The 17,164-nt window shown below is 70.4% G+C and carries 19 protein-coding genes; 9 read left to right on the top strand and 10 right to left on the bottom strand.

Annotated features, from left to right (window positions below; genetic code table 11):
- The first annotated feature begins 46 nt into the window (after positions 1–46).
- Positions 47–1,483 (top strand): tetratricopeptide repeat protein, encoded by a 1,437-nt coding sequence (locus IH68_RS0135675; RefSeq protein WP_030943596.1) that lies wholly within the window; start codon positions 47–49, stop codon positions 1,481–1,483.
- A gap of 22 nt (positions 1,484–1,505) precedes the next feature.
- Here IH68_RS0135675 and nthA read toward each other — a convergent pair whose 3' ends face one another.
- The 5 genes from nthA to hppD all read right to left on the bottom strand — a co-directional run bounded on the left by nthA (position 1,506) and on the right by hppD (position 4,809).
- Positions 1,506–2,087: a nitrile hydratase subunit alpha gene (gene nthA, locus IH68_RS0135670; RefSeq protein ID WP_030943591.1), complete on the bottom strand. Its 582-nt coding sequence runs from the start codon at positions 2,085–2,087 to the stop codon at positions 1,506–1,508.
- Positions 2,084–2,380 (bottom strand): SH3-like domain-containing protein, encoded by a 297-nt coding sequence (locus IH68_RS59540; protein WP_030943587.1) that lies wholly within the window; start codon positions 2,378–2,380, stop codon positions 2,084–2,086. Before IH68_RS59540 ends, nthA begins: the two co-directional genes overlap by 4 nt.
- Positions 2,373–2,654, bottom strand: a complete 282-nt coding sequence (locus tag IH68_RS59535; protein ID WP_030943584.1) for an SH3-like domain-containing protein — start codon at positions 2,652–2,654, stop codon at positions 2,373–2,375. The genes IH68_RS59540 and IH68_RS59535 overlap by 8 nt, the downstream gene beginning before the upstream one ends.
- 30 nt (positions 2,655–2,684) lie before the next feature.
- Complete coding sequence (locus IH68_RS0135655; RefSeq protein WP_037885776.1) at positions 2,685–3,554, bottom strand: hypothetical protein; 870 nt, start codon at positions 3,552–3,554, stop codon at positions 2,685–2,687.
- Between the two features lie 109 nt (positions 3,555–3,663).
- A complete protein-coding gene (gene hppD, locus IH68_RS0135650) occupies positions 3,664–4,809 on the bottom strand; it encodes a 4-hydroxyphenylpyruvate dioxygenase (RefSeq protein ID WP_030943578.1) in 1,146 nt (381 codons plus the stop codon).
- Positions 4,810–4,937: 128 nt separating this feature from the next.
- Between hppD and IH68_RS0135645 the strand changes: the two genes are divergently transcribed.
- The 7 genes from IH68_RS0135645 (at position 4,938) to IH68_RS0135615 (ending at position 9,833) form a co-directional block, all read left to right on the top strand.
- On the top strand, positions 4,938–5,417 hold the full coding sequence (locus IH68_RS0135645; protein WP_030943576.1) for an Lrp/AsnC family transcriptional regulator: 480 nt from the start codon (positions 4,938–4,940) through the stop codon (positions 5,415–5,417).
- A 21-nt stretch (positions 5,418–5,438) separates the two neighbouring features.
- Positions 5,439–6,086 carry an ABC transporter permease gene (locus IH68_RS0135640; protein WP_030943573.1) on the top strand — a complete coding sequence of 216 codons (648 nt, stop codon included), beginning with the start codon at positions 5,439–5,441 and terminating at the stop codon, positions 6,084–6,086.
- Entirely contained in the window at positions 6,079–7,314 is a 1,236-nt protein-coding gene (locus IH68_RS0135635) for a betaine/proline/choline family ABC transporter ATP-binding protein (RefSeq protein ID WP_030943571.1), read from the top strand. Before IH68_RS0135640 ends, IH68_RS0135635 begins: the two co-directional genes overlap by 8 nt.
- The gene (locus IH68_RS0135630; RefSeq protein ID WP_030943568.1) at positions 7,311–8,141 is read left to right on the top strand and encodes an ABC transporter permease; all 831 of its coding nucleotides are present in this window, start codon (positions 7,311–7,313) and stop codon (positions 8,139–8,141) included. Before IH68_RS0135635 ends, IH68_RS0135630 begins: the two co-directional genes overlap by 4 nt.
- Positions 8,138–9,097: a glycine betaine ABC transporter substrate-binding protein gene (locus IH68_RS0135625; protein ID WP_030943565.1), complete on the top strand. Its 960-nt coding sequence runs from the start codon at positions 8,138–8,140 to the stop codon at positions 9,095–9,097. Before IH68_RS0135630 ends, IH68_RS0135625 begins: the two co-directional genes overlap by 4 nt.
- 65 nt (positions 9,098–9,162) lie before the next feature.
- On the top strand, positions 9,163–9,402 hold the full coding sequence (locus IH68_RS0135620; protein WP_030943561.1) for a ribbon-helix-helix domain-containing protein: 240 nt from the start codon (positions 9,163–9,165) through the stop codon (positions 9,400–9,402).
- An 11-nt stretch (positions 9,403–9,413) separates the two neighbouring features.
- Positions 9,414–9,833 carry a type II toxin-antitoxin system VapC family toxin gene (locus IH68_RS0135615; RefSeq protein ID WP_199931964.1) on the top strand — a complete coding sequence of 140 codons (420 nt, stop codon included), beginning with the start codon at positions 9,414–9,416 and terminating at the stop codon, positions 9,831–9,833.
- 41 nt (positions 9,834–9,874) lie between these two features.
- Here the strand turns inward: IH68_RS0135615 and IH68_RS0135610 are convergent, their stop codons facing one another.
- The 3 genes from IH68_RS0135610 to IH68_RS0135600 are packed head-to-tail and all read right to left on the bottom strand — an operon-like array spanning position 9,875 to position 12,585.
- A complete protein-coding gene (locus IH68_RS0135610) occupies positions 9,875–10,666 on the bottom strand; it encodes a PDZ domain-containing protein (RefSeq protein ID WP_030943556.1) in 792 nt (263 codons plus the stop codon).
- A gap of 42 nt (positions 10,667–10,708) precedes the next feature.
- The gene (gene menC, locus IH68_RS0135605) at positions 10,709–11,818 is read right to left on the bottom strand and encodes an o-succinylbenzoate synthase (RefSeq protein ID WP_030943553.1); all 1,110 of its coding nucleotides are present in this window, start codon (positions 11,816–11,818) and stop codon (positions 10,709–10,711) included.
- Complete coding sequence (locus IH68_RS0135600) at positions 11,815–12,585, bottom strand: chorismate synthase (protein ID WP_234341705.1); 771 nt, start codon at positions 12,583–12,585, stop codon at positions 11,815–11,817. Before IH68_RS0135600 ends, menC begins: the two co-directional genes overlap by 4 nt.
- A gap of 122 nt (positions 12,586–12,707) precedes the next feature.
- On the opposite strand from IH68_RS0135600, the gene IH68_RS0135595 reads away from it, so the two are divergent.
- Complete coding sequence (locus IH68_RS0135595; protein WP_030943549.1) at positions 12,708–14,249, top strand: PucR family transcriptional regulator; 1,542 nt, start codon at positions 12,708–12,710, stop codon at positions 14,247–14,249.
- Positions 14,250–14,369: 120 nt separating this feature from the next.
- On the opposite strand, the gene IH68_RS0135590 is transcribed toward IH68_RS0135595, so the two are convergent.
- Together IH68_RS0135590 and IH68_RS0135585 are read right to left on the bottom strand one after the other, a co-directional pair.
- Positions 14,370–15,011 (bottom strand): IclR family transcriptional regulator, encoded by a 642-nt coding sequence (locus tag IH68_RS0135590; protein WP_030943546.1) that lies wholly within the window; start codon positions 15,009–15,011, stop codon positions 14,370–14,372.
- Positions 15,012–15,310: 299 nt separating this feature from the next.
- Positions 15,311–17,116 carry a DEAD/DEAH box helicase gene (locus IH68_RS0135585; RefSeq protein WP_030943544.1) on the bottom strand — a complete coding sequence of 602 codons (1,806 nt, stop codon included), beginning with the start codon at positions 17,114–17,116 and terminating at the stop codon, positions 15,311–15,313.
- Positions 17,117–17,164 lie beyond the last annotated feature (48 nt).

Below are 17,164 nucleotides of genomic sequence, written 5' to 3'. Positions count from 1 at the left end.
CGGGATGTGCTCGTCGTATTGACGGCAATGACGCACAGTGATCGCCATGGAGAAGCAAGCGGAGGGTCGCCGTCCGCGGGCGGTCCGGCGGGTGCTGATCGCCGCCGTGGCGGGGTGTGCCGTGCTCGGCGGGGCGCTGGCGCTGTGGCCCTGGGAGCGGCCCGCTGCGCCCCGGCCGGTGGCGCCGGCGCCGGGCGCGCAGGCGCTGACGGCGGTCACCTCCGGAGTGCCTGCCGCGCTGCCCGACCTGGCGCTGCTGATCGCCGGACGCGAGGCCCGGGTGCGGGCGCACCCCGAGGATGCGCAGTCGTGGGCGGTGCTCGGGACGGCCTACGTGGAACAGGGGCGGCGCACGGCGGACGCGACGAACTATCCGCGGGCCGAGAAGGCGCTGCGGACCTCGCTGAAGGTCCGGGAGAAGGGAAACGACGTAAGAACCGCGGCGCTGGACGGCATGGCGGCGCTGGCGAACGCCCGCCGGGACTTCCGGTCGGCGCGGACCTGGGGCCGTGCGGCGCTGAAGCTCGCGCCGAAGCGGTGGTCGACGTATCCGCTGCTGATCGACGCCTACACGGGGCTCGGCGACTACAAGGCGGCCAAGAAGACACTGGACCGGCTGCTGGAGCTGCACCCCGGGGCGGCCGCCGTGCGGGCGCGGGCCGCGGCCCTCTACCGCGACCGGGGCTGGCGGGAGGACGCCGCGGCCGCCCTGTCCGACGCGGCGGCGGCAGCGGGCACACCGGCCGAGCAGGCGGCATGGCTGGAGCGGTCCGGGCAGCTGGCCTTCGAGCGGGGCGACCTGGAGGAGGCCCTCAGGCGCTTCCAGGCAGCGGTGCGGCTCGATCCCGACCAGCGGGCCGCGCAGGCCGGGCAGGGCAGGACGCTGGCGGCACTGGGCCGCACGACGGAGGCGCTGAACGCGTACCGGGTGGCGCTCGACAAGCAGCCCTGCCCCCAATACGCCCTGGAACTGGGTGAGTTGTACGAGTCGCTGGGGATGGCGGATGCCGCCCGGGCGGAGTACGACGTGCTGGGCACGCGGGTGCAGGACGAGGTGGCGGGCGGTGTGGACGACGACCTGGTGCTCGGTGTGTTCGAGGCGGACCACGGGGATGCGCGGGCGGCCGTGCGGCTGCTGCGTGCCGAGTGGCGTCGGCAGCCGGGGACCGAGGTGGCGGATGCGCTGGGGTGGGCGCTGCGCATGGCCGGGGACGACAAGGGGGCGCTGAAGTTCGCCATGGCGGCGACGGACAAGGTGCACGGGGGCGCCGTACGCAGTGCGCTGTACGCGTACCACCGGGGCATGATCGAACAGGAGCTGGAGCTGGCCTGGCCCGCGCGGCGGCATCTGCAGGAGGCGTTGCGGATCAATCCGTACTTCTCGCCGCTGAGGGTGCCGCTGGCGAAGCAGGCGCTGGCGGCGCTGGGTGACCCGCCGGACGAGCCGCTGCCGACGGGCAGCCCGAGCGCCGAGGACGACTAGGACGTCCACAGCCGCCGGAAGGTCAGACGGCCGCGGTTCCGATCAGTGCGTTGCGTGTGACCAGGGCCGTGAGCTGTTCCTCGCCCAGGTTGTCCGTGCCCTCCGGGCGGCGCGGCAGCACCATGTAGCGCGTCTCCGCGCTGGAGTCCCACACCGTGATCTCCGTGCCGGCGGGCAGCTCCAGGCCGAACTCGGCCAGTACGGCCCGGGGTTCGCGGACCACTCGGGAGCGGTAGGCCTCGGACTTGTACCAGCTCGGGGACGGGCCGAGCAGGCGCAGCGGGTAGCAGGAGCAGAGGGTGCAGACGATGACGTTGTGGGTGGTGTCCGTGTTCTCGACGACCCGCAGGCGCTGGTACGGGCCCTCCATGAAGCCGAGTTCGCGGACCGCCGCGGTGCCGTCCGCCAGCAGCCGCGCCCTGAAGTCCGCGTCGGTCCAGGCGCGGGCGACGACCCGCGCGCCGTGGGCGGGCGAGGCCCCGGTCAAGGACGCGTCGATGATCTCGTCCAGCCTGGCGCCCGACAGGACCCCCTTCTCCTCCAGCAGGGTCTCCAGGCGCCGTACCCGCTGCGCGATCGTCGCGTCGGAGTGGTCACCGCTCATCGGGCCGCACCTTCTTCGTCCGCTTCCAAGTAGCTCTCCCACAGGTCCAGTACGACGTGGTGGTCGCCCTCGCCCCACAGGTCACGGGCCGCGAACCGGACCGCGTAGACCTGCTCGACCGGCGCGTCGCCGCGCCCCTGCGCGCTGACGTCGGCCAGTTCCGCCCGCCCCTCCGGCTCGACCACGACGCCCCGCTTGCCGCGTGCGTACCGCGGCAGTCGGGTGTGGTGCGGCGGGTCGTGGTGGAAGGTGCGGACGGCCGTGCCCGGCGGGAAACGGTCGCCGTCAGCCATCGAGCTCACCCGGCTTGATGACACCCTTGCGTTCCAGCAGGGTGCAGATCGCCTCGAACCAGCGCTCGTAGTACGACGCCGCCAGGTACTCCCTGGGCGGCATCGACTCGATGGCGTCCCGGAACTCGTTCGTGTTGAAGATCCCCTGCGCGCGCAGGGCGCCGAGGAGCCCGACGACACGGGCCTCCCAGTCCGCGTGGAAGGGCTGGGCGTCGTCGGTGATGTCGACGGCGCCGAAGCCCTCCGTGCCGCCCACGTCGTTGATCCTGGCCATGCGGCAAGCCTACGGCTGGGCCGTCTCCCGCTACGGCTGTTCGGCGTCCTTGACGAAGATCGAGAAGCGGCGCGCCCCGAGCTCCCCGGAGGCGAAGCCCAGGTACACCTTCCGATCTGAGCCGCCGCGCACGGCGACACCCTCCGGCTCGCGGTGGGTGAGCGTGTACCCGGCTTCGGTGCGCTGCCGCTGGAGCAGCTTGCCGGTGGTGATGTCGAGGCTGGAGATGTACGTGTTGCCCTTCTTGGCTGCCGGGTTGGTCTTCGGGTCGTAGGCCGTGCCCGCGAGCTGGTAGATGAAGTCGCCGTGCAGGGCGTAGCCCTGGAAGGGGATCTCCGGGTCGGGGTGGGCGCCGGTCTGGGCGATGTCCGCGATCGGGTTGCCGTAGTCGTGTGCGGTGAAGGCGTCCAGGTCCCAGATGCGGTAGCGGGGCCTGCCCGCCTTGTCGCGGTAGCGGACGGCGATGCGCTTGGACGCCATGCACACGGACGGCTGGTTGTTGGTGGAGCCCGGGACGGGTTTGCGGATCCTGACGTCCGCTCCGGTGCGGACGGCCGCGTTCTTGAAGTGGAAGCGGGTGACGCCCTGCCCGTAGCCGTTCTCGGCGTCGGCCTCGGTCCAGATCCAGGTGGAGCCGTCCTCGGCGTCGCGCTGGACGCCCATGCTGACGCCGTGCCCGAAGCCCTTCAGCCGCATGGCGCCCAGCCGGTTGCCCTGATAGTCCAGCCGGTTGAGGCACAGGTCGCCGGCCGCGTGGCCGGTGGCGGTGACCTGAAGGACGTACAGGTGCTTGTGCGCCTCGTCGAACGCGAACGACTGGAGCACCGTCGGCTCCTTCAGCGTGGCCTTCTGCCACAGCCAGCGGTCGGACGGTACGGCGAGGTCTGTCGGAGTGGTCACGCGCTCCCCCGAGTCCTGTGGGTCCCCCCTTGGCACCCACAGGACATGAGAGCGTCAACCGCCGTTCATTGGTTGCACGTTCTACGAATTCACAGGCGTCGCACAGGCCTCACAGGTTGCCGCGCTTCTCCTGCTCCCGCTCGATCGCCTCGAACAGGGCCTTGAAGTTGCCCTTGCCGAAGCCCATCGAGCCGTGCCGCTCGATGATCTCGAAGAAGACGGTCGGACGGTCCTGGACCGGCTTGGTGAAGATCTGCAGCAGATAGCCGTCCTCGTCGCGGTCGGCGAGGATCTTCAGCTCGCGCAGCGTGTCGATCGGCACGCGGGTATCACCGACCCACTCGCCGAGGGTGTCGTAGTACGAGTCCGGGGTGTTCAGGAACTCCACGCCGGCCGCGCGCATCGTGCGTACCGTCTGCACGATGTCGTTCGTGTTGAGCGCGATGTGCTGGACGCCCGCGCCGCCGTAGAACTCCAGATACTCGTCGATCTGGGACTTCTTCTTGGCGATGGCGGGCTCGTTGATCGGGAACTTCACCTTGAGGGTGCCGTCGGCGACCACCTTCGACATCAGCGCGCTGTACTCGGTGGCGATGTCGTCGCCCACGAACTCCTTCATGTTCGTGAAGCCCATCACCTTGTTGTAGAAGGCCACCCACTCGTTCATCCTGCCGAGCTCGACGTTGCCCACGCAGTGGTCGATGGCCTGGAAGGTGCGCTGGGCGGGCGGTTCGACCATGGGGGCGGCGGTGACGAAGCCGGGGAGGTAGGGGCCGTCGTAGCCGGAGCGGTCGACGAGGGTGTGGCGGGTCTCGCCGTAGGTGGCGATCGCGGCGAGGACGACGGTGCCGTGCTCGTCCTTCAGCTCGTACGGCTCCGCGACCGAGCGGGCGCCGTGCTCGATGGCGTAGGCGTACGCGCGGCGGGCGTCCGGGACCTCGATGGCGAGGTCGACGACGCCGTCGCCGTGCTCGGCCACATGCCGGGCGAGGAAGTGGCCCCAGGTGGTGGCGGGCTTGATGACGGAGGTGAGGACGAAGCGGGCGGAGCCGTTCTCGAGGACGTAGCTCGCGGTCTCGCGGCTGCCGTTCTCCGGTCCGGAGTAGGCGACCAGCTTCATGCCGAAGGCGGTGGAGTAGTAGTGCGCCGCCTGCTTGGCGTTGCCCACGGCGAAGACGACCGCGTCCATTCCCTTGACCGGGAAGGGGTCGGCCTGCCGGGCGGTGTCGGGAGTGTGGTGTGTGGTCTGCGTCATAGCGGCAGCCTCATCCCCATACGGCAAGGTGCGCAATAGTTTCTTTTTTTGCTGGGCAATCTGTTCAGTCGATGGACCGGATTTCCCGGACTTCTGTACAGGATGACCACCACACCAGGGAGGCTGCTGTGGCGATCGACCATCTGGACGGCCGGATCATCGTGCTGCTGGCGCGGGAGCCGCGGATCGGGGTGCTGGAGATGTCCCGGCGGCTCGGCGTGGCGCGCGGCACGGTGCAGGCGCGGCTGGACCGCCTTCAGTCGAATGGCGTCATCCGCGGGTTCGGACCGCAGGTGGACCCTGCCGCCCTCGGGTACCCCGTCACCGCCTTCGCCACCCTCCAGATCCGGCAGGGCCAAGGGGCCGACGTCCGGGCGCACTTGGCGACCGTGCCCGAGGTGCTTGAGCTGCACACCACCACCGGCAGCGGGGACATGCTGTGCCGGCTGGTGGCCCGCTCCAATGCCGATCTCCAGCGGGTCATCGACCTGGTTGTCGGTTTTGATGGCATTGTCCGGGCCGCCACCGCGATCGTGATGGAGAACCCCGTTCCGCTGCGGATCATCCCGCTGGTGGAGCAGGCGGCGGAGGACGTCGAGAGGACCTAGCCGACGGCCGGGGGTGAGCGAATGAGCTTCTGGGAGTACTTGGGCAACCGGCACCAGCAGCTGCTCACCGACGCCTACCAGCACGCCAGCGCGGTGTTCCAGTGCATGGTCGTGGCGACCGTGATCGGCGTACTGATCGGGATCGTCACCTACCGCAGCGAATGGGCAGGCAGCCTCGCGACCACGTCCACCTCGACCATTCTGACCATTCCCTCGCTCGCCATGATCGGTCTGCTGATCCCGGTCGTGGGCCTGGGCGTGCCGCCCACGGTGATCGCGCTGACGCTGTACGGGCTGCTGCCCATCGTGCGGAACTCGATCGTGGGACTGCGCGGGGTCGACCCGTCGCTGGTGGACGCGGCGCGGGGCATCGGGATGTCCCGGCTGATGCGGCTGGCGCGGGTCGAGCTGCCGCTCGCCTGGCCGCCGATCCTGACCGGGATCCGGGTCTCGACGCAGATGCTGATGGGCATCGCCGCGATCGCCGCCTACGCCTCCGGGCCGGGCCTCGGCAACGAGATCTTCCGTGGCATCGGCTCACTGGGCAGCAAGAACGCGCTCAACCAGGTCCTCGCGGGCACCCTCGGGATCATCGTCCTCGCGCTGCTGTTCGACGCCGCGTACGTCCTGATCGGAAGGATGACCATTCCTAGGGGGATCCGTGCCTGAGGCCACCCATGGGGCGACGATCGAGCTGGAGAACCTCTCCAAGCGGTATCCGGGCAACCCCAGCCCTGCCGTCGACAACGTCAACATGGAGATCAAGGCGGGCGAGCTCGTCATCTTCGTCGGCCCGTCCGGATGCGGTAAGTCGACGACGCTCAAGATGATCAACAGGTTGATCGAGCCGACCGGTGGCCGCATCCGGATCAACGGTGAGGACGTGACCGACATCGATCCGGTCAAGCTGCGCCGCAAGGTGGGCTATGCGATCCAGTCGGCCGGGCTCTTCCCGCACATGACGGTCGCCCAGAACATCGCCCTCGTACCGAGGATGATCGGCTGGTCCAAGGCGCGGATCCGGGACCGGGTGGAGGAGCTGCTCGACCTGGTCGGTCTCGACCCGGTCGAGTTCCGCGCCCGCTATCCGCGGCAGCTGTCGGGCGGACAGCAGCAACGCGTGGGCGTGGCACGGGCGTTGGCCGCCGATCCGCCGGTCCTGCTGATGGACGAGCCGTTCGGTGCGGTCGACCCGATCACCCGCGACCATCTCCAGGACGAGCTGATCAGGCTGCAGCACGAGCTCCACAAGACGATCGTGTTCGTCACGCACGACTTCGACGAGGCGATCAAGCTCGGCGACCGCATCGCCGTGCTGCGCGAACGCTCGCACATCGCGCAGTTCGACACCCCGGAGGCGATCCTCACCAACCCGGCGGACGACTTCGTGTCCGGGTTCGTGGGCGCGGGGGCCGCCCTGAAGCGGCTGAACCTCACGCGCGTACGGGACGTCGAGATCACCGACTACCCGGCCGTCAGCCTCGACGACCCGCTCCAGGAGATCTTCAACCGGCTCCGCGGCAGCGGGACCAACGAGATCCTGCTGCTCGACAAGCGCGGCCGCCCCTACAAGTGGCTCAGGCGCGGCGACCTCATGCGCGCGCGGGGCTCGCTCGCCCGGGCGGGCACGCTGGTGAACGACACGGTGACCAGGGACGCCACGCTCCGGGACGCCCTGGAGGCGGTCCTGACCGACAACGCGGGGCGGGTCGCGGTGACCGGGCGGCGCGGCGAGTACGAGGGCGTCGTCGACATGGAGACGCTCATGAACTCCGTGCACGAGCTGCTGGAGGCGGACCGGCTGGAGGCGCTGGAGGCCCAGCACGAGCTGGAGGAGCTACGGGCCGCCCAGACACACGCCGAGCAGGAGGGCCCCGGCGGGGTGACCAAGGCATGACCACGCCCGAGCTGGAGGAACCCGAGCAGTCCGAACAGGAGGCCCCGGCGGAGACCGAGGCCCCGCCGCCGGCGCCGGGTCCCCCGAAATCACGCATCACCTGGCAGAAGCTGACCTTCCTGCCCGCCGTGATCATCGCCGTCCTGCTCGCGACCTGGCTGTGGTTCCGTCAGGCCGACCTGGACACGATCTCCGAGAACGCGCTCTCGGGCGGCCAGGTGTCGAAGGCCCTCTGGCAGCAGATCAAGCTCGTCGCGATCTCCACCTTCTTCGTCCTGATCATCGCGATCCCGCTGGGCATCCTGCTCACCCGCAGGGCGTTTCGCAGAGGCACCCCGGTGGCGATGGCGATCGCCAACATGGGCCAGGCGACCCCGGCGATCGGCCTGCTGGCCCTGCTGGTGATCTGGCTCGGCACCGGCACGAAGGCGGCCCTGATCGGCATCATCATCTACGCCGTGCTCCCGGTCCTCTCCAACACGATCGCCGGCCTGAAGGCGAACGACCCGACGCTGCTGGAGGCGGCCCGCGGCATCGGCATGTCCCCGCTGGGGGTGCTTGCGAGGGTCGAACTCCCGCTGGCCGTACCGCTGATCCTCGCGGGCGTCCGTACGGCACTGGTCCTGAACGTCGGCACGGCGACCCTGGCGACCTTCGGCGGGGGCGGCGGCCTGGGCGTGCTGATCACGACCGGCATCACCACACAGCGGATGCCGGTGCTGATGCTGGGTTCGATCCTCACGGTCGCCCTGGCGCTGCTGGTGGACTGGCTGGCCTCGCTGGCGGAACTCCTGCTCAGGCCCCGGGGGTTGGAGGTGGGGACGTGAGAGGGCGTACGTGCCTGCTGCTGACCGCGGTCCTGATGGCCGCGTCGGCCTGCGGTCTGCAGAGCGGCTCCCCCATGGTCGACGACGTCAAGCCCGGCTCCATCGCCCGGGGCGAACCCCTCAAGGGCGCCCATCTCACCGTCACCTCCAAGGAGTTCACCGAGCAGCTCATCCTCGGCGCGATGATGGGCATCGCCTTCCAGGCGGCCGGCGCGGACGTCCTCGACCGCACGGGCATCCAGGGCTCCATCGGTGCGCGGGAAGCCGTCAAGTCCGGTGACGCGGACGGCATGTACGAGTACACGGGCACCGCCTGGATCACGTACCAGGGCAACAGCAAGCCGATCCCCGACCCGCAGAAGCAGTGGCAGGCGGTGCACGACGCGGACCTCAAGAACGGCCTGACCTGGCTGCCGCCCTCGCAGCTCAACAACACCTACGCACTGGCCATGAACCAGGCGAACTTCAAGAAGTACGGCACCAGGACACTGTCGGACGTGGCCGCGCTGGCCAAGAAGGACCCAGGCGCCGTGACCCTGTGCGTGGAGAGCGAGTTCGCCAACCGGGCGGACGGGCTGCCGGGCATGGAGAAGGCATACGGGATGAGCGTGCCCGCGAAGAACGTCACGCAGATGGACACCGGGATCATCTACACCCAGGTGAAGAAGGGGAGCTGCACCTACGGCGAGGTGTTCACCACCGACGGCCGCATCAAGTCCATGAACCTGGCGGTGATGGAGGACGACAAGAAGTTCTTCCCCAACTACAACGTGGCACCGGAGATCAACACCAAGGCACTGACGAAGTGGCCGGCGATCGCGCGGGTCCTCGACCCCGTGACGAAGAGGCTGAACAACACGGTGGCGCGGACGCTGAACGCGAAGGTGGATGTGGACGGGGAGGATCCGCATCAGGTGGCTTTGGAATGGATGAAGGCGGAGGGGTTCGTGAAGTAGGTCAACTCGGCGCATCATCGATTCACCCTGGCGCATCATGATGCGCAGTATCTACACTCATACGCATGAGGACTACTGTCGACCTCTCCGAGGACCTGATCCAGCAAGCCAAGCTGCGGGCTGCGCGCAGACGCGTCACGGTCAGTGCGGTGATAGAGGATGCACTGCGGGCGTCGTTCGCACGGGATGTGGCGGCGGCGCAGAACATCGCGAAGCTGCCCACCTACGGAACCGGCGGGGTGCGCCCCGGTGTCGATCTCGACAACAACGCCGCGCTCCTCGACCTCATGGACGGTCTCGAGTGATCTTCTGCGACGTGAACGTCCTGGTGTACGCCTTCCGCAAGGACCTCGATGAGCATGAGGCGTATAACCCGTGGCTCACCGAGCGACTCCAGGGCGACGAGCCCATCGGCCTCAGCTCGGTGGTCCTCAGCAGTTTCCTGCGCATCGTGACGCATTCCCGGATCTATCGCGATCCGGCGCCGATAGACGCCGCTCTGGAATTCGTGCAGGTCCTGCGGGACGCACCGACCTCCGTGCCCCTGATCGAGGGCCCCCGTCACTGGGAGATCTTCGAGCGGCTGTGCCGCAAGGCGGGCGCTCGCGGCAACCTCGTTCAGGACGCCTACCTCGCGGCCCTCGCCATCGAAGCAGGCGCCATCTTCTACTCCGCCGACCGCGACTTCGCCCGGTTCCCGGGCCTGCGCTGGCAGCACCCACTGGAGGACACCTGACCCAGCGCCCTGCTGAGCCGGTCCGCCTCCAAAGGGCCGGGTCAGCAGCTCGGCACGGAACCCTTCCCCGACTCCAGCGCCACCAGCGAGTTCACCGCGCCCTTGAGCGTGGTCACCGGAATCAGCCGCAGGCCCTTGGGCAGCTCGGACTTGGCGTCGGAGCACTCGGCCTTCGGGACGAGGAAGACGGTCGCGCCGTCCCGGCGCGCGGCCTGTGTCTTCAAAGCCACTCCCCCGACCGCACCGACCGTCCCGTCGCCGTCGATGGTCCCCGTACCGGCGATGGTGCGCCCGGCCGTGAGGTCGCCGCCGCTGCCGTTCCCGTCCAGCTTGTCGATGATGCCGAGGGTGAACAGGAGCCCGGCGCTGGGGCCGCCCACGTCGGCGAGCTTCAGCGTGACCTTGACCTTCTTGTCGCTGAGGTGCAGATAGTCCAGGGCGGCCCGGGTCGCCGCGTTCTGGGACTGCTTCATCTGCGCGCTGTTGTGCTGCTCGATCTCCTTGGTGGACTCGCCGCTCGGATACACCGAGTCGTGCGGCATGACGGCGCGGTCCGTGGCGAACCAGGCACTGATCACATCGCCCAGCGAGACATGCGCGTCCGGGTTGGTCGCCTCGATCGTCGTCATCCGCAGCTGCCCGCTCGTCTGCCGCGTCTTCGCCCCCGAGATCGTGATCACCGGAGTGCCCTTGTTGTCCCCGAGCACGTTCGCCGTCAGGCCGGGCTGCGCCAGCGAGAACGGCAGCGGCGCGAAGACCGCGGTGGCGACCAGCGCCACGACGGGCAGGGCGCAGACAGCGAGGGCCTGGGGACGTGTGAGGCGAGAGAGCACGGGATCAATCTAACGTGACGGCCACTTCCGGCCAGGTGCCGGTCAGCTCACGTACAAGTCTCGCCGCTCCCTCGTGAACCGCCGGAGTGCGTCCGGCAGCGGTTCGACGCCGATCCCGGGCGCGGTGGGGACGAGCAGGTGGCCGTCCTTGAGGACGAACGGCTCGGTGATGTCCTCGGCGAAGTAGCGCGCGGACGCCGAGGTGTCCCCGGGGAGGGTGAAGCCCGGAAGGGCGGCCAGTGCGAGGTTGGGGGCGCGGCCGATTCCCGTCTCCAGCATGCCGCCGCACCACACCGGCACCCCGTGCGCCTGCGCCACGTCGTGGATGCGGCGGGCCTCCAGATAGCCGCCCACGCGCGCGGGCTTCACATTGACGACCCGGCATGCCTCCATCGCGATCGCGGAGGCGGTGTCACGGGCGTTGTGGAGGGACTCGTCGAGGCAGACGGGCGTCTGCAGACGCCTCTGGAGCTGTGCGTGGGCGTACAGGTTGTTCTCGTCCAGCGGCTCCTCGATCAGCAGCAGCCCGAAGGAGTCCAGGCGCCGCAGATGCTCGGCGTCGGCCAGGGTGTACGCCGTGTTGGCGTCGACCTGGAGGGGCAGCGCGTCCCCGAAGCGCTCGCGGACCGCCCGGACCGGCTCCACGTCCCAGCCCGGCTCGATCTTCAGCTTGATGCGGACGTAGCCCTCGGCGAGGTAGCGCTCGACGTCGTCCAGCAGGTCGGGGACGGAATCCTTGATCCCGACGGACACCCCCGCGGGGACCCGGTCGCGCACCGCGCCCAGGTAGGTGGCGAGCGGCATGCCGTAGGACCGCAGCTCCGCGTCCAGGACCGCCGTCTCCAGGGCCGCCTTCGCCAGCTCATGGCCCTTGGTCTTCGCCGTGGCGGGGGCGAGCGCGGCCGCGGTGAGCTGCGGCAGGGCGGCGACACGCGGCAGCAGGAAGTCCCGCAGCACGATCTCCGCTCCGGCCACGAACTCCGAGCAGTACCGCGGTTCGGGGTCGGCGGCGAACTCGGACCAGCCCTCGGCCGCGTCGGTCACGACATGGAGCAGGAAGGTGTCCTTGGTCGTCATCGTGCCGAAGGACGTACGGAACGGGGTGACGAGCGGGATCTCCACATGGACGATCTCCACGCGTTCCAGCTTCATGCCGCTGCCTCTCTCGAAAGGGTGTACCAGCCGTCACGGGACATACCCGTCGCCCTGAACCCCTGCGCAAAGGCCTCCGTGAACACCTCACGGACGGCATACCGCCAGCGCAGGGCGAGCTCCGGGGCGGCGGCGCGGAGCCGGACGATGTCGTCCGGTACACGGCACCAGATGTGACGGCCGGCGAGGTCCCGGCGGGCGAGCGTCGCGCCGTCCGGGGCGGTGTGGGTGCCGGGGGCGGTCTCCCGGTCCGTGGTCTCGTACGAGGGGGTCGGCGCCGCCAGCTCCCATGTCACCGTCAGCCGGTCGCTCTCGTCGCCGCCGTTCACGCCGTCCGCCATGGGGCCGTAGAAGTCGACGAGGTACTCGGTGCCGGTGGCGCCCAGTTTCGCCAGGTTGAAACGGGCGTTGCGGCCGACCAGCGGGTCGAAGGTCCAGCGCATGGTGCGGGCACCGAGGTCCAGGGCCCAGGCGCGCTGGGCCTGCTTGACGGCATACCCGCGGCCCTGGTCGGCGGCGGCGACCAGGGAGTACGCGGCCCCGTGCGGCCCGAACACCGCGACCGACGCTCCCGCGAGCCGCGTCCCGTCGTACGCGGCGTGCACGGCGCCGCCCGCGTGGACGAGGCTGTGCAGCACTTCGGCCGGATAGGGCGGGGCGCTGCGCGGGGTCTGCCAGACCTCGCTGAAGTAGTCGCTGACGGCGGCTAGACCGGCGACGTCGTGGACGGTGCGGATGCTCATTCCGGGCGGGCGGTCGAGGGTCATGGGTCGAGTTTCGAGGCAGCCAGGCCCCTCCGGGTTGTGCGTCTGCACAACGGCTGCGTACGTTCGTTTCGAGATCGGCCAATCACGCCTGCTCGGCCGCAGCCCCGCCCGTGAGGAGCCACATGGACGCCCGCACCCTCGGCGACGTCCTGGACGTCGTCGGCGGCCCCGCCCTGCGCCTGCACACGGCCCCCGCCGGGCTCACCGCCCCGGTCACCGAGGCGCTGCTGTACGACGCCCACGCCCCGATGCCGCCTGCACCGGGCGCTCTGCTGCTGGCCGTGGGCGTGCGGGCGGCGGCCGCCGGCCCCCTCGTCCGGGCGGCCGCGGAGGCCGGGATGACCGGGCTCGTGGTACGCGGCCCGGACGGGCCGGCCGGGGAGGCTCAGGCGCACGGCGTCGCACTGCTGTCGGTCGACGAGGACGCGGCCTGGCACCACGTCCACCTGCTGCTTTCCTCGGCGATCGGCGCCCGGCCCGCACCGTCGGCCGGGGGCCTCGGGGACCTGTTCGCGCTCGCGGACGCGGTCGCCGCGGCGACCGGCGGTGCGACCGCCGTGGAGGACCCGCGCCAGCGGATCCTCGCCTACTCCACGGTCCCGGGCCAGCCGGTCGACGAGGACCGGCGGCAGAGCATCCTCGGCCTCCAGGTGCCGGCCAGCACGCCCAACACCGAGCAGTACCGGCTGCTGTTCGCGGCCCCGGGGCCGGTACGGATGCCCGCGCTCCGGGACGGCGACCTGCCGCGCCTCGCGGTCGCCGTCCGCGCCGGCGGCGAGACGCTCGGCTCGGTCTGGGTGGTCGACGACGGCACGCTCGCACCCGACGCCGAGGAGACCCTCGCGCAGGGCGCGTCCACGGCGGCACTGCTCCTGCTGCGGGCCCGGGCGGCGCAGGAGCTGGCCCGTCACCAGAACAGCGACCTGCTGCGCCGCCTGCTCGACGGCACGGCGGACCCGTCAACGGCCTTCGACCGCCTGGGACTTGAGGGCGCGGTCCGGGTGGCCGCCTTCGTGCCGGCCGCCGCGAGCCTGCCGGACGCCGAGCAGACCGCCCTGCGCCTGCTGGACGTCGTACGGCTGCAGTGCGAGGCGCGTTACGGGCGGCACGCGTGCGTGCTGGTCGACGGGGTGGTGTACGCGGTCCTTCCCGGCCCGGGCGCGCGTCACAAGCGGCTCGCCGAGGACATCGTGGCGCGGGCCGGGCAGGCGCTGCGGGTGCCCGTGCGGGCGGCGCTGGGCGAGGTGGTGGCCGGGCCGGCGGAGGTCGTGGGGTCGCGGGAGGACGCCGAGCTGGTACTGCGGGTGCTCGGCCCGGACCTGCCGGTGGCGACCGTGGACGAGGTGCGACCGCGGGTGACGCTGCTGCGGCTGACCGAAGTGCTCGGCGAGCGGCGGGAGCTGAGCGCGGGAGCGTGGCGAGGGGTGCTGGCGTACGACGAGCAGCACGGCACCGACTACGCACGCACCCTGGTCAGCTGGTTCGACGCCGGCTGTGACATGGCGGGCGCGGCGAAGCTGCTCGCCGTGCACCCGAACACCTGCCGCTACCGCCTGAAGCAGGCCCAGCAGCAGGTCGGGATCGACCTCGACGACGCCGACGAACGGCTGGTGCTGTGGCTTCAGTTGAGGACGCTGGCGAACCTCAGAGCACCCACTCCCTGACGCCCGCCGCCGCAGCCTGCGGGCAATCGTGCCGCCCAGGGCGGCTCCCGTCCCAAAGAGAGGCGGCACCCCGCACCGCCGGGCTTGCGCACCGCCCTGGCCCGCACCCCCGGCCGCAGCTCAACGCAGGGCTTCGGCAACCTCCCGAGCCGCATCGACCACCCGCGGCCCGACCCGCTCGGGCACCGCGTCGGCCAGCATCACCACTCCGACGCTGCCCTCGACCCCCGTAACGCCGAGGAGCGGCGCCGCGGCTCCACTGGCCCCGGCCTCCAACTCCCCATGGGTCAGCGTGTACCCGGGCTCCCCCACCGGCTTGGCCCGCGCAGCAAGAATCGCCTTGCCGGCGGCCCCCCGGTCCAAGGGGTGCCTGAACCCGGCCCGATAGGCCACGTGATAGTCCGTCCACGTCGGCTCGACGACGGCCACGGCCAGCGCATCCGCCCCGTCCACCAGGGTCAGATGGGCCGTCGCGCCTATGTCCTCGGCCAGCGACCGGAGCGCCGGCAACGCGGCCTCCCGCACCAGCGGATGCACCTGCCGGCCGAGCCTGAGCACCCCCAGCCCGACCCGGGCGCGGCCGCCCAAGTCACGCCGTACGAGCGCATGCTGTTCCAGCGTGGCCAGCAACCGGTACACCACGGTCCGGTTCACGCCCAGTTTGTTGGAAAGCTCGGTGACGGTCAGCCCGTGGTCCGTATCGGCCAGCAGCTTGAGGACACGCAGTCCTCGGTCGAGCGTCTGAGAGGTCTCCGCGGTCACGACGCCCACTCCTCCAAGTGGTGAGGTCGGCGACCTCCGCGCGGCGGTGCGCCACCGAGTCCCGTCGGTGACGCGCAACAGAGGCCGCCGATCGGCCGGCGGCCCGGCCTGTGCCGGGCCGCGTCGCTTCACGGCTGCGCTCCGCGGCGGCGCTGCCACGGGGCGTGTGCGTAGCCGGACAGTAGCGAAGGGAGTTCGCTGAGCGGAAGGCTCGGTCCAGAATCCGGGCACATACGGGGAGGGAGTACCTCCGTATGTCCCGATACGTACGGCGTGAAAGGTCCGGCGCGCAACGACCCTCACTTCATGCGTGTGGCCCACTCCTGCACCTTGGCGATCCGCTGCCGCAGCTGTCCCGCCGTGGCCTCGGCGCTCGGCGGGCCGCCGCAGGTGCGGCGCAGTTCGGTGTGGATGACGCCGTGGGGCTTGCCGCTCTGGTGGACGTACGCGCTGACCATCGTGTTGAGCTGCTTGCGCAGCTCCATCATCTCCTTGTGCGAGACGACCGGGCGCCGCTCGGCGGGCACCTCCAGCAGGTCCGCTTCGGCGTCCGGCTTCTTGCGGCTGTGCGCGATCTGCCGGGCCTGCCGCTTCTGGAGGAGGAGCTGCACCTGATCGGGTTCGAGGAGCCCCGGAATACCGAGGTAGTCCTGCTCCTCCTCACTCCCCGGGTGAGCCTGCATACCGAACTCGGCGCCGTCGTAGAGGACCCGGTCGAAGACGGCGTCGGACTCCAGCGCCTCGAAGGAGAACTCCTCCTGCTCACCGGTGTCCTCGTCCTGCTCCTTGTTCGCCTCCTCCATCTCCTTCTCGGATTCGGCGTACGGGTCCTCCTCGCCCTCCTTCTTCGGCTTGTCGAGGGCGTGGTCGCGCTCGACCTCCATCTCGTTGGCGAAGGTGAGGAGGTCGGGGACGGTGGGGAGGAAGACGGAGGCGGTCTCGCCGCGCCGCCGGGACCGCACGAAGCGGCCGACGGCCTGGGCGAAGAAGAGGGGGGTGGAGATGGTCGTGGCGTACACGCCGACCGCGAGCCGGGGCACGTCGACGCCCTCGGACACCATCCGCACGGCGACCATCCACCGGTCGTTGCTCTCGCTGAACTCGTCGATCCGCTTCGAGGCGCCGACGTCGTCGGAGAGGACGAGGGTCGCCTTGTTGCCGGTGATCTCGCGGATCAACTTGGCGTAGGCCCGCGCGGAGTCCTGGTCGGAGGCGATGACCAGGGCGCCCGCGTCCGGGATGGCTTTCCTGACCTCGGTCAACCGCTGGTCGGCGGCGCGCAGCACGCTGGGCATCCACTCGCCGCGCGGGTCCAGGGCGGTCCGCCAGGCCTGGCTGATCGCGTCCTTGGTCATGGGCTCGCCGAGCCGGGCGGCGATCTCGTCACCGGCCTTCGTGCGCCAGCGCATGTTGCCGCTGTAGGAGAGGAAGATGACGGGCCGCACGACGTGGTCGGCCAGCGCGTTCCCATACCCGTACGTGTAGTCGGCGGCGGACCGCCGGATTCCGTCGTTCCCCTCCTCGTAGGTCACGAAGGGGATGGGGTTGGTGTCGGAGCGGAACGGCGTACCGGTGAGCGCGAGCCGCCGCGTGGCCGGCTCGAAGGCCTCCAGACAGGCCTCGCCCCAGGACTTGGAGTCACCGGCGTGGTGGATCTCGTCGAGGATGACGAGCGTCTTGCGCTGCTCGACGCGGTTGCGGTGCAGCATGGGCCGCACGCCGACACCGGCATACGTCACCGCGACGCCCTGGTAGTCCTTGCCGAGGGGCCCGGCGCTGTACTCGGGATCGAGCTTGATGCCTATCCGCGCGGCCGCTTCCGCCCACTGCTTCTTCAGGTGCTCGGTCGGCGCGACCACGGTCACCTGCTGCACGACGTGGTGGTGCAGCAGCCAGGAGGCGAGCGTCAGCGCGAAGGTCGTCTTGCCGGCGCCGGGGGTGGCAACGGCGAGGAAATCACGCGGCTGCTCCTGGACATACTTCTCCATCGCCCCCTGCTGCCAGGCACGCAGCTTGCTGGCGGTGCCCCACGGGGCGCGGCCGGGGAAGGCGGGAGAGAGATGGTGGGAGTGCGAGGCAGAGCTGGCTGCAGCGGTGGTAGTCACGGTCTCCGTGGGGTGGTCGGGCGGCTCGGCTGGGTATGACAACCGGGC

The sequence above is a fragment of the Streptomyces sp. NRRL S-646 genome (genome assembly GCF_000720765.1).
GTDB lineage: Bacteria > Actinomycetota > Actinomycetes > Streptomycetales > Streptomycetaceae > Streptomyces.
This window is presented reverse-complemented; position numbering and strand designations above follow the sequence as displayed.

Coding starts and splice junctions, on each gene's coding strand:
- IH68_RS0135675 (WP_030943596.1), top strand. CDS start 47: ATGGAGAAGCAAGCGGAGGGTCGCCGTCCGCGGGCGGTCCGGCGGGTG.
- nthA (WP_030943591.1), bottom strand. CDS start 2,087: ATGAGCGGTGACCACTCCGACGCGACGATCGCGCAGCGGGTACGGCGC.
- IH68_RS59540 (WP_030943587.1), bottom strand. CDS start 2,380: ATGGCTGACGGCGACCGTTTCCCGCCGGGCACGGCCGTCCGCACCTTC.
- IH68_RS59535 (WP_030943584.1), bottom strand. CDS start 2,654: ATGGCCAGGATCAACGACGTGGGCGGCACGGAGGGCTTCGGCGCCGTC.
- hppD (WP_030943578.1), bottom strand. CDS start 4,809: ATGACGCAGACCACACACCACACTCCCGACACCGCCCGGCAGGCCGAC.
- IH68_RS0135640 (WP_030943573.1), top strand. CDS start 5,439: ATGAGCTTCTGGGAGTACTTGGGCAACCGGCACCAGCAGCTGCTCACC.
- IH68_RS0135630 (WP_030943568.1), top strand. CDS start 7,311: ATGACCACGCCCGAGCTGGAGGAACCCGAGCAGTCCGAACAGGAGGCC.
- IH68_RS0135620 (WP_030943561.1), top strand. CDS start 9,163: ATGAGGACTACTGTCGACCTCTCCGAGGACCTGATCCAGCAAGCCAAG.
- menC (WP_030943553.1), bottom strand. CDS start 11,818: ATGAAGCTGGAACGCGTGGAGATCGTCCATGTGGAGATCCCGCTCGTC.
- IH68_RS0135600 (WP_234341705.1), bottom strand. CDS start 12,585: ATGACCCTCGACCGCCCGCCCGGAATGAGCATCCGCACCGTCCACGAC.
- IH68_RS0135595 (WP_030943549.1), top strand. CDS start 12,708: ATGGACGCCCGCACCCTCGGCGACGTCCTGGACGTCGTCGGCGGCCCC.